This window comes from Bradyrhizobium sp. McL0616, from assembly GCF_049993385.1.
Lineage (GTDB): Bacteria > Pseudomonadota > Alphaproteobacteria > Rhizobiales > Xanthobacteraceae > Bradyrhizobium.
On the sequence record NZ_CP188255.1, the window covers coordinates 2,914,631 to 2,927,602 of the forward strand.

At 57.3% G+C, this 12,972-nt stretch carries 14 protein-coding genes and 1 pseudogene; 14 read left to right on the top strand and 1 reads right to left on the bottom strand.

The features are described 5' to 3' along the window. Positions 1–44 precede the first annotated feature (44 nt). Positions 45–452: a glycosyltransferase family protein gene (locus ACPPVR_RS13805; RefSeq protein WP_426616100.1), complete on the bottom strand. Its 408-nt coding sequence runs from the start codon at positions 450–452 to the stop codon at positions 45–47. A 50-nt stretch (positions 453–502) separates the two neighbouring features. On the opposite strand from ACPPVR_RS13805, the gene ACPPVR_RS13810 reads away from it, so the two are divergent. From ACPPVR_RS13810 to rfbA, 14 genes and pseudogenes are all read left to right on the top strand, one after another. Then, positions 503–928, top strand: coding sequence for a hypothetical protein (locus tag ACPPVR_RS13810; protein ID WP_426614751.1), 426 nt, complete (start codon positions 503–505; stop codon positions 926–928). Positions 929–1,999: 1,071 nt separating this feature from the next. After that, positions 2,000–3,121: a DegT/DnrJ/EryC1/StrS family aminotransferase gene (locus ACPPVR_RS13815; RefSeq protein WP_426614752.1), complete on the top strand. Its 1,122-nt coding sequence runs from the start codon at positions 2,000–2,002 to the stop codon at positions 3,119–3,121. Beyond that, positions 3,118–3,600, top strand: a complete 483-nt coding sequence (locus ACPPVR_RS13820) for an acyltransferase (RefSeq protein WP_426614753.1) — start codon at positions 3,118–3,120, stop codon at positions 3,598–3,600. The genes ACPPVR_RS13815 and ACPPVR_RS13820 overlap by 4 nt, the downstream gene beginning before the upstream one ends. Next, on the top strand, positions 3,597–4,001 hold the full coding sequence (locus ACPPVR_RS13825; protein ID WP_426614754.1) for a sugar 3,4-ketoisomerase: 405 nt from the start codon (positions 3,597–3,599) through the stop codon (positions 3,999–4,001). Before ACPPVR_RS13820 ends, ACPPVR_RS13825 begins: the two co-directional genes overlap by 4 nt. A gap of 227 nt (positions 4,002–4,228) precedes the next feature. Then, complete coding sequence (locus ACPPVR_RS13830) at positions 4,229–5,467, top strand: O-antigen translocase (protein ID WP_426614755.1); 1,239 nt, start codon at positions 4,229–4,231, stop codon at positions 5,465–5,467. Then, a complete protein-coding gene (locus tag ACPPVR_RS13835; protein ID WP_426614756.1) occupies positions 5,464–6,354 on the top strand; it encodes a glycosyltransferase family 2 protein in 891 nt (296 codons plus the stop codon). The genes ACPPVR_RS13830 and ACPPVR_RS13835 overlap by 4 nt, the downstream gene beginning before the upstream one ends. Positions 6,355–6,367: 13 nt before the next feature. Next, entirely contained in the window at positions 6,368–7,516 is a 1,149-nt protein-coding gene (locus tag ACPPVR_RS13840; RefSeq protein WP_426614757.1) for a hypothetical protein, read from the top strand. Continuing rightward, positions 7,503–8,384: a hypothetical protein gene (locus ACPPVR_RS13845; RefSeq protein ID WP_426614758.1), complete on the top strand. Its 882-nt coding sequence runs from the start codon at positions 7,503–7,505 to the stop codon at positions 8,382–8,384. The genes ACPPVR_RS13840 and ACPPVR_RS13845 overlap by 14 nt, the downstream gene beginning before the upstream one ends. Before the next feature lie 155 nt (positions 8,385–8,539). Beyond that, positions 8,540–9,466 carry a glycosyltransferase gene (locus ACPPVR_RS13850; protein ID WP_426614759.1) on the top strand — a complete coding sequence of 309 codons (927 nt, stop codon included), beginning with the start codon at positions 8,540–8,542 and terminating at the stop codon, positions 9,464–9,466. A 59-nt stretch (positions 9,467–9,525) separates the two neighbouring features. Continuing rightward, positions 9,526–10,080: a dTDP-4-dehydrorhamnose 3,5-epimerase gene (rfbC, locus tag ACPPVR_RS13855; protein WP_426614760.1), complete on the top strand. Its 555-nt coding sequence runs from the start codon at positions 9,526–9,528 to the stop codon at positions 10,078–10,080. A gap of 15 nt (positions 10,081–10,095) precedes the next feature. Next, positions 10,096–11,157 (top strand): dTDP-glucose 4,6-dehydratase, encoded by a 1,062-nt coding sequence (gene rfbB, locus ACPPVR_RS13860; RefSeq protein ID WP_426614761.1) that lies wholly within the window; start codon positions 10,096–10,098, stop codon positions 11,155–11,157. Further along, positions 11,084–11,572, top strand: coding sequence for a sugar nucleotide-binding protein (locus tag ACPPVR_RS13865; protein WP_426616101.1), 489 nt, complete (start codon positions 11,084–11,086; stop codon positions 11,570–11,572). Before rfbB ends, ACPPVR_RS13865 begins: the two co-directional genes overlap by 74 nt. Continuing rightward, positions 11,515–12,051, top strand: coding sequence for an SDR family oxidoreductase (locus tag ACPPVR_RS13870; protein WP_426614762.1), 537 nt, complete (start codon positions 11,515–11,517; stop codon positions 12,049–12,051). Before ACPPVR_RS13865 ends, ACPPVR_RS13870 begins: the two co-directional genes overlap by 58 nt. Before the next feature lie 11 nt (positions 12,052–12,062). Continuing rightward, positions 12,063–12,925, top strand: a pseudogene (gene rfbA, locus ACPPVR_RS13875) (glucose-1-phosphate thymidylyltransferase RfbA). Positions 12,926–12,972 lie beyond the last annotated feature (47 nt).

Sequence of the window (12,972 nt, forward strand, 5' to 3'; positions counted from 1 at the left end):
AAGGGCGGATAGAATATGACAATCGGCGTGCTGCGGTTGGGAATTTAGTTGATGAAAGCGAGGATTTCTTCGACACGCCGGCGGAAGGTGTGGGCGGCAAATGTCCTGGCCTGTCCCGCCGTCGCAACGGACATGCGCGCCGCGTCGTCGCCGAGATAGCGTTCGATCAACGCAAGGCAGTCTTCGACCGTGCGCCAGGCCGCGACCTCGCGCTCGGGGGCGAACAGCGTGTGGAGATTGTCCTTGAAGTCGGTGAGCAGGAAAGCGCCGACGCCGGTCGCTTCAAACAGGCGCGCATTGCCGGCTTCGCGGCCGGCCATGTCGATGTGCGAATTGAGCGTGACGCGCGAGGCGCGAAGCGCCTGGTACATCTCCACGCCCCATACCTCGCCTTGGTAGCAGCGGTGCAGCGGCGAGGAGGCGGGAAGGGTGTGCAGGCCGCTGCCGAACAGTTGAGATCGTAGCGCCGTGCCACCGCCTCGAGCTGCGCGACGCGGAGCTGGTGATCTGCCGAGACGGCGCCGACGAAAGTGAAGTCGAAGTTTTGCGAAGGCGGCGGCGGCAGGATTTCGAGGATGTCAGGCTCGAAGGCGAGATGGACCACCTCTGCGCGCGCGCCGTGTTGGCGGAAGAAATCCACCACGGCCGCCATCTGCGAGATCATGAGGTCGTACACCGACCAGTCTTCACCACGCGAGGGCGAGATGCCGACTTGGCCAATCAGGATCGGGCGGCCGATTTGTTTGATCCTGCGTGCCAGGCGCGTGTCGACATGAAACAGATCCTGATTGAGGACGAGATCCGGTTTGAACTCCTCGATCTGTGCCAGCAGGACTCCTTCCGCTTCCGCGTCGAGGCGCGGGCTGAGGCCAACCTTGCGCGCGAGCGGCCTCAGCGCCGGTTTGAACGGCGCGACGGCGCGTTGTAGCCAACCGGGGATGGCCGGGCGTGCGGCGGGCGCGTCGGGTGGCGGCGGGGCGGTGACGGAAAGGCCGTGCTCGCGTGCCCAGGCAACCCGCATCCATGGATTGTTGACATGGATGTCGGCGGCGACGTGTCCGAGGCCGGCGAAATTGCGCGAGTAGAAATCGGCGACGCTGAACAGGCTGGCGTTACGCGCCGCCATCTGTGTCGCATAAGGCTCGTTCTCGAGGCCCGGCCGACGCCTGTAGAGCCAAGAGAAAAAGCGCGGATAGTCGGCGTTGAGGATCAGGACGCGCATCGAGCGTGTTGCACCGCGAGGACATGGGCCACTCTCAGAATGGGCGGTGTTTCCTACCCCAAGTGGAACTCAATGGCGAGGGGCTCAAGGTGATCGTAAGCGCGCCGGGTTCGAAAGATGGTCGACAAGTTCAGACTTCCACGATCTACTCCGCATCTGCCGCCCGAAGATGCCGCAACGTGGATAGAAAGTTTCCTTCACCAGGGCAAGACCCGGCTGAGTCGAATTTGGCGACAGGAATGCCGGGATAGCCAATCCGAGGTGGCATCTCTCTGTGGCGCCAGATATTTGCGAACTCGGCTGTTCGCCTGCCTGTCCTCGCATTGCGGCGCTGTGTCACCTCCATCGAACTCGATCCTTACGGAAGATGGGCGCGGAATGCTGGTTGCTCTCGAAGAGCATCCATCGCCGAGTTGTCAAATTTCTGGATCCGAGCATCGCGTCGCAATTTTCGCACGAACGGCGCTACCGATGGACAATGCCAGGCCTATGTTTCGACCGACATCGATCCTTAGCCTCCTGGTCGGCGCGTTTCGCGAGCTCCCCTCGCGATGGGCGACGGCAGGCATCCCAGCTGACTGGTTGACCCCGAGGGTCTCTCAATCGTATTGATGGTGCTTCACATGCGTTGCAGCGCGCAGGCCTTGGCTGCGCTCTGCATGAATGGTCAGGTTGTGATCGGATGCTGAGGACACCTGCCGAAGTAGCGACAACTCCATTGCGTCTGGAGTTGCTCAGAGGCTTGCTCGATCTACGGGCACGCGAGGAGAGCTTTGGATGAAAGTCCCGTTCTTAGACCTACAAGCAATCAACGGCCAGCTCCGGGCGGAGCTTGCTCTTGCGCAAGACCGAGTTCTATCGTCTGGTTGGTACATCCTCGGCCCCGAGCTGGAAGCCTTCGAGAATGAATTTGCCGCGTACTGTGGAGCAACACACGCGGTTGGAGTAGGAAACGGGCTCGATGCTCTCCACCTTATTCTCAGGGGCTACGATATCGGTGCCGGCGATGAGGTGATTGTTCCTGCCAATACCTTCATTGCGACTTGGCTCGCAGTTACACATGCAGGGGCGACGCCGGTTCCGGTGGAGCCCAGGCCCGACACGTACAACATGAACGTCTCTAAGATCGAAGAGAAGATTACCTCCAGGACGCGAGCCATTATCGCCGTCCATCTTTACGGTCAGCCGGCAGAGATGGAAGCCATCAACGAGATCGGTAGAAGACATTCAATAAAGGTCATCGAAGATGCGGCCCAAGCTCACGGCGCCAGTTACCGGAACCGCCGTGCCGGGGCACTAGCAGACGCGGCCGGATTTAGCTTCTATCCAGGAAAAAACTTAGGAGCCCTCGGCGATGGCGGAGCTATCGTAACAAACGATCCCGTACTCGCGAAGAGCACTCGTGACCTATCGAACTATGGGGCTTCACGAAAGTACCAGCACGATCGGATCGGCTTTAACACTAGGCTTGATGAGCTTCAGGCTGCGTATCTGCGGGTGAAGCTTAGGGCCTTAGATAGGATGAACGAAATTCGGAGTGCTCAGGCCGCTCGATACATGGAGCTCCTTGTAGACTCTCGAATAGTGGTTCCTAGTGTGATTAATTCGGTGCGGCCATCTTGGCATCTGTTTGTTATTCAGATAGCCGAGAGAAGCAGAGTTATAGAATACTTGACCGAGAAGGGGATCGCGACTCTGATTCATTACCCCATCAGCCCGGCAGACTCAAAGGCGTACGAAGGGCTGATTGCAGGTTGCGCAATTACGTCGTTGTTGAGCTCCAAGGTGCTCAGCCTGCCGATAGGGCCGCATCTCGAACTCGGTCAAATCGATTGCGCCAGCAAGCATCTCATCGATGCGATTCACATGGTCAATAAACACTCTGCGGCGAAACCATGACATCTGTTTTCATTCATCCTTTGTCTGATGTTCAGAGTAGGTGGATCGGGGACCGATCCCGAATATGGCAATTCGTTGTCATTCTCCCCGACGCAAGAATAGGCGAAGATTGCAATATATGTTCCCATTGCTTTATCGAGAATGATGTGAGCGTAGGAAATAGAGTTACGCTCAAGTGCGGCGTGCAACTTTGGGACGGAATGGTCGTCGAGGACGACGTCTTCATAGGACCCAACGTTACGTTCTCAAATGATCGCTTTCCCCGTAGCCGGAATCGAGATGCTCACTTTGAGAGGTGTGTCATCGAATACGGTGCATCCATAGGTGCCGGCGCCGTCCTGCTCCCTGGTGTCCGAGTGGGGAGAAATGCGATGGTTGGCGCGGGCGCAGTGGTCGTGAGCGATGTTGCACAAGAGGCAATAGTGGTCGGAAATCCTGCACGAGTGATTTCAATGGTCAAGTCGAGGCTTGCAAAGTGAGCATAGAACGCTGCAAGATTATCGACCTTCCAAAGATAACGGATCCCCGCGGAAACTTGACATTTATCGAGTCAAATCGACACGTTCCATTTGATATCAAACGCGTATACTATCTTTACGATGTGCCGGGCGGGTCCGAGCGAGGGGGGCATGCGCACAAAGCCCTTACTCAATTGATCGTGGCTATGGCAGGTAGCTTTGATGTTCGCATTGACGATGGAAGCCAAAAACGTGTATTTCACTTAAATCGATCTTATTATGGCCTGCTGCTAACGCCGATGATCTGGCGCGAACTCGACAATTTTTCGTCTGGCTCAGTCTGTATGGTCCTAGCTTCAAATCTGTATGACGAGGAGGATTACTACCGCGATTATCACTCCTATCTCGTAGATGTGCGCTGACGGCTCGGACTGACCTAGCAGAGGTTGCGCCGCCACAGCCCACATAGTATGCAGCGCAACGCTCTAGGTTGGGCTCACCTATCCTCGTAGCGATGGGCTTGATGATCGAGATCTGATCGCCTGATCGGGGCGCTGAAGGATATCGTAATAGCGGAAGAGATGTGAATATAGTCCGCGCCTCAGTACTTACGTCTATTGCCACTTTGGCAAGGCTTCTATCGAGTCTCGTGATAGTCAAGCTTGTTGCTTCGTTTGCTGGGCCCGAAGGGGTGGGAAAGCTGGGGCAACTGCTCAGCGTTATATCGTTGCTTGCTGTGTTCGGAGGGGGCGGGATCGGCAGCGGGATCGTGAAATATGTCGCCGAACTCCGCAACTCCGTCGCGGGCCTCAAGAACTTCCTAGGGTCGGCGGCCTTTTTCACGATCATGAGCAGTTTTTTCATTGTGACGGGAGCCTTGGTCTTTAGGCGGCCACTCACTTTGTATCTTTTGCAGGATGACCAATATCAAGTCCTGATAACGATTCTCGCGCTGACTCAGCCTTTCATCGCCGCGAACGCCTTCTTTATTTCAGTTCTGACCGGTTGCGGTGACATACGGCGCGTATCGCTTGCCTACACTGTGTCGGCTGTGATGAGCGTTGTCTTGGCCGGGGCTCTGGGCATCGCCCTGCACTCTTACGGCGCTTTATTGGCGTTGGTCGGAAGCCAGACGCTCGCGTTCTTCGTAACGCTTTTCTTTGTCGTCCAAAGTCCTCACCGTGAGCTCTTTCGATTCCGTATTTCGATCGATAGAGCGATTGCGGCCAAGCTCTTTCAATTCTCAATGATGTCCCTTGCTTCGGCAGTTCTTCCTCATTTCGTGGGTCTATGGATAAGGGACCACTTGGCCGAGCAGCTGTCATGGCGAGAGGTGGGCTATTGGCAGGCGGTCGGCAAGATTTCAGAAGCGTATTTGCTGTTTTTCACTGTTCCGATTGCCTCGTACTACGTCCCGAAAGTGTCTGCGATTACGGCCTATCGTTCGTTCAAGCGAGAAATCACAAATGCCTTCGTCCATATTGTCCCGGCGGTCATCTTGATCGCGTTGCTGGTGTATGTATTCCGGAGTTTGGTGCTGCGAGTTCTTTTCAGTGAGGACTTTGCGCCGGCTGAATCGTTGTTCCTTCCGCAACTGGTGGGAGATGTGATCAAGGTAACCTCCTTCATCTTCTCCTATGTGATGGTGGCTCGCGCCATGACGATGTCCTTGATTGTTGCGGAAGTGCTTTTCAGCGTAAATTACGTTTTTCTGGTCGCTGTCTTGACACCGCATTTTGGCTTGATGGGTGCGATGTACGCCTTCGTCGTCAATTACGCATGCTATCTCGCTTGCGTTGGGTGGTTCATTTGGCGGTACGTGCGATCAGCGTCTTGGTCGGATTTGCCGCGCGCTGAAGAGCAAATGCTTCGAACGGGTGACGTATGACCGCGGTGCCTCTAGTCTCAGTCTTGATTCCAGCCTATAATCACGAGCGCTACGTGCAGAGATGTCTGGATAGCGTTCTGCAGGATGCATATCCACGGAAGGAACTGGTCGTAATCGACGACGGTTCGACGGACGGTACCGCTGATGTCATCTCGGATTGGATCCGTCGTAACTCAAGCAGTCTCGACGTGAGGTTTTGCCGCCGGGAGAACCGAGGCATTTCTCGAACTCTCAACGAACTGGGCAAGCTTGCAAGCGGTGAATTTTTGAGGGTCGTTGCAAGTGACGATTTTCTGCTGCCGGCGGGCATCGCCGCTCAAGTCTCTTACCTGCAACAAGGCTCTTCGAGGTTAGGGGTTTTCGGGGATGCCGTTGTCGTGGACGGGCAAGATCATAGGATCCACGAGAGCCTCATTTCAGATGTGTATGGAGCCGACAAGTCCAAGTACCTGACGGCCGAATCTCTCAGTCGGCAAATCATCTGTCGTTGGTCTGTTGGTGGGCCGGTTCTGATGATCCGAAAGGCCGCATTTGAAGCGCTAGAGGGCTGGAACGAAGAGCTCTCCGTTGAGGACTGGGACATCTACTTGCGCTTACTTGCCGTAAATGGCTTAGGTTTCGTCGATCTACCTGTAGGCGCTTATCGGCTGCATGGGTCGAACACAAGCCGAACGCAGAACGTCGAAAAAAGAATACGTAATCTCCGGGATATGGAGAAGACGGCTCGTCGTTGTAGCCATTTCTTTGAAAAACCTTATTCTACTCTCTTGCTCGCGCAAGAGAGCCTGGCTTCCGCGAAGATCAGTTTCTTGCAGCGGCGCTACTTGCATTTGGCTCTCGATTTACTGAAGTTCCTGAGCCTGAAATCTTCAGTCGCATTCAGGTAGTTGGTAGGGCGGCATGCTTCTGACGCTACTGAGATATCCATCCTTCTATCTCGCGTTCCCGATGATTATCGCGTTGACGGGGATGATTGCCAGTTTTGAGTTGTCTATCGATGTGCTCGGAGGGATACTGTTCTTCGCGATAGCCGCGGTCGCTATTGTCGCACTCGACTTCATCCTCGGTGTCCGTTTGCCGCAACTTCAGTCGTTTCAGGGCATGGATTTCTCTGGAACGCGTCAAGGCCTGGTCGCGGTGTTACTTTGTTGGTTGGTGGCCGCTTTCTGCGTCATCGACTTGACCGCTTTTCCTATCCCGCTCATCGTCGATCCGTCGTCATACGCGACGTTCGACGGCGGCCGCAATCACATCCGCCACATCTCGAACTTGAGCTGGTTACTGCCGCCTCTTGCACTGCTCTGCTTCAAGAGCAGAGCCGTGCGCATCGCGCTGATTACGATGGGCCTGATCTTCCCGCTTCTTGTCATCGACCGGAATCGTCTGTTCGCGGCGTTGTTCTCGTTGGTGCTTACGTTTGTTCTCCAACGGAAGAAGTCGCCGCTTCATTCCTGGAAGGTCATTGCGCCTCTCCTGCTCGCAGGGCTGGCAGTTTTCTCGTTGCTGGGAGCAATTCGCTCGGGTACTCTGGATGGTCTCGCCTTGCCATTGAGCGGCTTCTTCCAAAACTCTCCGGAAGGAGTGAAGTGGCTGCTGCTCTATGTGAGCGCCGGCGTCTACAATTTCTCGTGCATCATGGCTAAGGGCTATCACAACGCCAGCTTCCTGTACGCTCAACTCATTCCGTTCGACGGTTCGGCGGAGACGCTCGGGACAGACATACCGTTGGATGCGCCAACTATCAATGTCGGCACGGAGTTCTTTCCATTCTTGATGGCGCTCGGTTGGGGTGGCGCGATGCTCAGTGTTCTTGCCCTGTATGGCATGCTGCTGTGGAGTATCGTGCTGTTGCGTGACGACATCGCGGTCTGGAGGTTTCTTATTTTTCTCCGCATTGCATACGTGTCCATCATGTCTCCGTTTGCCCCGCAGGCCTTTACCTGGACGAATTTCGGTTTCGTGGCGATTTGTTTGACGATCCCGATAATTGCGCATTTTCTTCCTGAACGAACGGCTGAAGGAGGACTGATCAGGGATGACGGAAGATAAAATGTCCGTTTCGGTAGGGGGCGCTGCAAGACGGGACGGCTTTGCGCCGGAAGAATTGGTATCTGTCTTCACGCGCCAGTGGCGATGGGCTGTGGCGACGTTCGCGATCGTCGCCTTAATTGCGATCACAGCTCTGAGCTCGGTAAAACCGAGGTGGGAAGCCCAGGCGACGATCCGGATCGGCCAAGTTTATGACGTGCTATCTGGTGCGGTCCGGCCAATCGAGCCGCTTCAGGATGTCCTGGAGCGAATGCGCGTAAGATCGTTCCTGCGAGATGCCGTGAGCAGCAAGGGAAGCCCGCCGGAGGACGCTACGCTGGGCGAAATCCTCGCGACGTTTAGCGTCGAATCGATCCCTTCGACGGGGCTGATCCGCATCAAGGCGCGGGCCACAAGCGCTGACGATGCAAGACATGTTGCAACGGCTCTCTTCGATCGCTTGTCATTTATGCATGAAGAGCTGGTGCGGGAGGCGCGCTCTGGCGCCGAGCTGCTAGCGGAGCAATATACTCAGGAGCTTGCCGGCTTGCGCGAAACGCAGTCGAATCTACAGAAGGCATTTTCGTCTGCTAGCAGACAGGGGGCCGATGACGGTCCAATGGCTTTAGCCACGATTACATCGGCCATGGAAAGAAACGACAGGGAGATGAGAGAGCTCGAGCGCCAGAGATTTCTTCTGCTTCAGCGCAACCAACACCAGTCGATCTCTACCAAGATGATTGGGGAGGTTTCCTCGCTGAGGATCGCGTCAATCAGGAGAAGCCTCGTCGTCGTGTTCGGGCTGGTCATGGGCTTGGCCGCCGGAATGGTGGTCGCCCTGTTGCGGGATTACTTTGTCAGGACGCGATCTCAACGGTTATCGGCCTAGTAGCCTCGGCAGATTTCGTGACCCGTGATGAATCACTCGAGCCAGCCGGCACAAGGGCATAGAAAGCCTCCGAGGGATTTGGTACGCAGATGCGTCTTATCTCGGTGCCTTGATCAAAATGACTGTCAGAGCACAGCCACGAGGGCGTTTGCCAATTGTCCAAGCATCCCAAAGTGACGATCCTGCTGGCGGCCAGAAATGGCGCCGAGTTCATTCGCCAGCAGCTCGAGTCCTATAGGGCGCAGACCTATCCGAACTGGGAGCTCGTCGTCTCGGACGATGGCTCGACCGACGGCACGCTCGCCGCCGTCGATGAATTCGCCGAATCCGTACCTCAGAGAGTAATTGTCGTTCACGGTCCGAGACAAGGCTTCTGGCAAAATTTCGTCTCCCTGGTCCGAAGCCCTGAGGTTTCGGGCGATCTGATGGGCTACAGCGACCAGGACGACATCTGGTTCGCTCACAAGTTGGCGGATGCCGCCGCGTGGTTTGAACGGGTTCCGGAAGACAGGCCGGCGCTCTTTTGCACGCGGACCCAGCTCGTCACGCGTCAGGGAGCACCTATGGGTTTCTCGAGGGTGTTCGGGCGTGCGCCGGGGTTCGCCAATGCGCTGGTCCAGAACCTCGGCGGTGGCAACACCATGATTTTCAACCGGGCGGCACAACGGGCGCTTCAGAAAACGCCGCTGGATGCAGCGATGGTCGCGCACGATTGGTGGACATATCAGATCATCACGGGCGTTGGAGGGCTCGTGCACTACGATACCCGGGCCAGCCTGGCGTACCGGCAGCACGGAGAAAATGTGTTCGGAAAGAATGTCGGTCTTCAGGCGCGCCTCACGAGGGCGCTTGGGCTCGCGTCGGGGCAAATGGCGGGGTGGAATGAGATTAATCTGAAGTTGTTAAACCGGGTGCGTGGGGAACTGCTTCCGGAAAACGTCGCAATTCTCGATCTGTTCGCCCGGGCACGAACGGCTTGGCTGCCTATTCGATTGTGGTTATTTTGGAGATCTGGGGTCTATCGGCAGACGGTCACAGAGAATCTTGCGCTCTACCTTGCCGCGATCTTCGGTCGGGTCTAACAGCTTGAGGTCGAAACCTGCCACGGACTGAACATGCGCAATCTCGCCGGGCGGCACCCATGAAAATCGAACGCTTGATCATTCCGGACGTGTTGTTGGTGACGCCGCTCCGCCATGCCGATCAGCGTGGTTCGTTCTCCGAAACCTTTCGGGCGGATGTCCTCGCCGCCCATGGCGTCAATGCAGCCTTCGTGCAGGACAATCATGTCGTGTCGAAGAGCAGAGGTGTCGTAGGCGGATTGCACTACCAGGTCGCGCCTTGCGCGCAGGGAAAGCTCGTGAGGTGTTCGAAAGGGGCCATTCTCGACGTCGCGGTGGACGTTCGTGAGGGGTCTCCGACCTATGCAAAGCATGTCGCTGTCGAGCTGTCCGAGGCCAGTTGGCAGCAGCTCTGGGTCCCACCCGGTTTTGCGCACGGCTACGTCACGCTAGACGATAATTGCGAGGTCATTTATAAGACCACTGACTATTATTCGCCAAGTCATGAACGCGGGATCGCGTGGGACGATCCCGCGTTGAAAATCGATTGGCGCATCTCCCCGACCAAGGCCACCTTGTCGGACAAGGATCGCAATCTTCCCCGTCTGGGCGAACCGGCGCGGCGCTCAAACTAAAGCTGTAGGACGATCATGCGGGTTCTTGTGACTGGGGGTGCCGGATTCATCGGATCGGAAGTCTGCCGTCATTTCATTTCCAGTCTCGGGCTCGATGTTGTCGTGCTGGACAACCTGAGTTACGCAGGTAACCTGGTCTCGCTCGACCCCGTCGCAAGCAGCCGGCGATACGCTTTTGAAAAAGGCGATATCTGTGACCGGGAAACCGTCGATTCCATTTTCAGGAAGTATGAGCCGGGCGCGATCGTTCACCTCGCGGCGGAGACCCATGTCGACCGTTCGATCGCGCATTCAGAAGTCTTTGTGCGAACGAACGTCCTCGGGACGTTTACTCTCCTCGACGTATCGCGTCGCTATCTCGAGCGCAGCCCGGCGAGCATCGCGCAATCGTTCCGATTTGTGCACGTCTCGACCGACGAGGTCTACGGATCTCTGGGAGCGGAGGGCGCCTTCAGCGAGACGACGTCCTATGACCCGAGCTCGCCCTATTCCGCCAGCAAGGCCGGGTCGGACCATTTGGCGAAGGCGTGGCATCGCACCTATGGCCTGCCGGTGATGGTCTCAAACTGCTCGAACAATTACGGGCCCTACCAGTTTCCCGAAAAACTCATTCCCTTGATGATCCTGAATGCGCTCGATCGCAAAGCGCTGCCCGTCTACGGAAATGGCTTGAACGTGCGCGATTGGCTCTACGTGGAGGACCATGCGCGCGCACTCGCGACAATTCTGGAGAAAGGGCGGCCAGGTCAGACCTACAATGTGGGCGGACACAACGAAAAGACCAACCTGGACGTGGTGCGGCAGATCTGCACCTTGCTGGACCAGCTGCGCCCGACCGATGCGTCGCATCATGAGCTGATCTCGTTCGTGACGGATCGCCCGGGGCACGATCTCCGCTATGCGATCGACGCAACGAAGCTGGAAGGCGAGCTCGGCTGGCGCGCCAACGAGACGTTCGAGACGGGTATCGAGAAGACCGTGCGCTGGTACATGGATCGCACCGATTGGTGGGTGCCATTGCGGGAGCGCGTCTACGGCGGCAAGCGGCTCGGGCTTATCGGGCAAGACGGCTCATGAGGCTGCTGCTCGTCGGTCGCGAAGGCCAGTCGCCCGATCGTTGCGCGAAGCCGCCGCCAGGGAGAATGATCTCGTTCTCCAATCCGTCGGACGTCCGGATGCGGATTTGCTACGACCCGGAACGGTAACGGCGGCCATTTCCCAGTTTCGCCCGGACATCGTCGTCAATGCGGCGGCCTATACTGCCGTTGACAAGGCCGAAGACGAGCCGGATCTGGCTTTTGCGATCAATCGGGACGGCGCAGGGGAGGTCGCGGCCGCTGCGGCCGGCGAGGGCGTTCCCGTCATTCACTTCTCGACCGACTACGTGTTCGACTGTTCGACGGAAAGAAGTCCGATTCTTACGAAGAACAGGACGTGCCCAATCCACAGAACGTCTACGGGCGTTCGAAGCTGGAGGGAGAGCGAATCGTGATGTCGGCGAACGCCCAAAACATCGTACTGCGGACGTCCTGGGTGTATGCGCCGTTTGGGGCTAATTTCGTGCGGACGATCTGGCGGAAGCTCGTTGAGGGGCAAAGCCTCAGGATCGTCGATGACCAGACGGGCTGTCCAACCTATGCGCCGGACCTCGCTGAGGCTACAATCGCGTTGGCGCGCCGGTTGATCCGGACAGGCTGGCGATCCGACTATTCCGGAATAACGCATATTGCCGGTCCCGACGCTCTTACCTGGTACGACTTCGGGCGCCTGATCCAACAAAGGTGCGTGGTGGGTGAAGCCGCGAGATCGAGCGAGATCGTTCCGGTCTCCTCGTCCGAATATTCGGTCCGCGCCATTCGTCCGGCGAACTCGCGCCTGTCGACCACGCGCCTGCAATCGGTTTTCGACATCCAGCTACCTGCACTTGCGGCGTCGCTGGACGACTGCCTCGATCGTATCTCACAGGAGTAGGGAGGTTCGCCTTGAAAGGAATCATTCTCGCCGGCGGCAGCGGTACGCGGCTGTCCAATGACCCTCGTAACCTCGAAGCAGTTGTTGCCGGTCTACGACAAGCCGATGATCTATTATCCGCTCACCACTCTCATGCTCGCAGGGATCCGTGAGATCCTGATCATTTCGACGCAGCACGACCTGCCGCAGTTCCAGGCCCTGCTTGGCGATGGCAACCGATGGGGCCTGTCGCTGTCCTACGCGCAGCAGCCGACGCCCGGCGGTCTTGCGCAGGCCTTCATCATCGGCGCGAATTTTGTCGAGGGCGCGCGTTCAGCCCTCATTCTGGGCGACAACATATTCTTCGGCCAGGGGCTCCACCAATTGCTAGCCAGCGCCGCGGGCCGCACGAGTGGCGCGACCATCTTCGCCTATCATGTGGCCGATCCAAACCGCTATGGCGTGGTGGAATTCGATGAAGGGGGGAAGGCACGCTCGATCGAGGAGAAGCCGCAGAAGCCCAAATCGAACTTCGCGGTCACGGGCCTCTATTTTTACGACGAGCAGGTGGCGCATCTGGTTTCGAGCATCAGGCCCTCGGCACGCGGCGAGCTGGAGATCACCGACTTGAACAGGCTTTATCTCGAGCGTGGCCAGTTGCATGTCGAGCGATTGGGCCGCGGCTTTGCATGGCTGGATGCGGGGACACCTGAAAGCCTGCTCGATGCCGCGGAATTTGTTGCGACCGTTGAGAAGGCAGGGGTTCCGCATAGCCTGCCCAGAGGAGGTTGCGCTCAATCAGGGCTACATCGACCAGGCTCAGCTCGAGCGACTGGCGTTCGATATGGGCAAGGGCGACTACGCGTCCTATCTGCGCAATCTGGCGAAGGCCTGAGCGTGCCGTAACTCAGGCGGAAGCGGACACCGCGCCGTTGCAAACCG

Bases quoted from the DNA above. Each gene is read 5' to 3' on its own strand.
- ACPPVR_RS13845 (WP_426614758.1), top strand. From the start codon at position 7,503: ATGACGGAAGATAAAATGTCCGTTTCGGTAGGGGGCGCTGCAAGACGG.
- ACPPVR_RS13820 (WP_426614753.1), top strand. From the start codon at position 3,118: ATGACATCTGTTTTCATTCATCCTTTGTCTGATGTTCAGAGTAGGTGG.
- ACPPVR_RS13840 (WP_426614757.1), top strand. From the start codon at position 6,368: ATGCTTCTGACGCTACTGAGATATCCATCCTTCTATCTCGCGTTCCCG.
- rfbB (WP_426614761.1), top strand. From the start codon at position 10,096: ATGCGGGTTCTTGTGACTGGGGGTGCCGGATTCATCGGATCGGAAGTC.
- ACPPVR_RS13835 (WP_426614756.1), top strand. From the start codon at position 5,464: ATGACCGCGGTGCCTCTAGTCTCAGTCTTGATTCCAGCCTATAATCAC.
- rfbC (WP_426614760.1), top strand. From the start codon at position 9,526: ATGAAAATCGAACGCTTGATCATTCCGGACGTGTTGTTGGTGACGCCG.
- ACPPVR_RS13815 (WP_426614752.1), top strand. From the start codon at position 2,000: ATGAAAGTCCCGTTCTTAGACCTACAAGCAATCAACGGCCAGCTCCGG.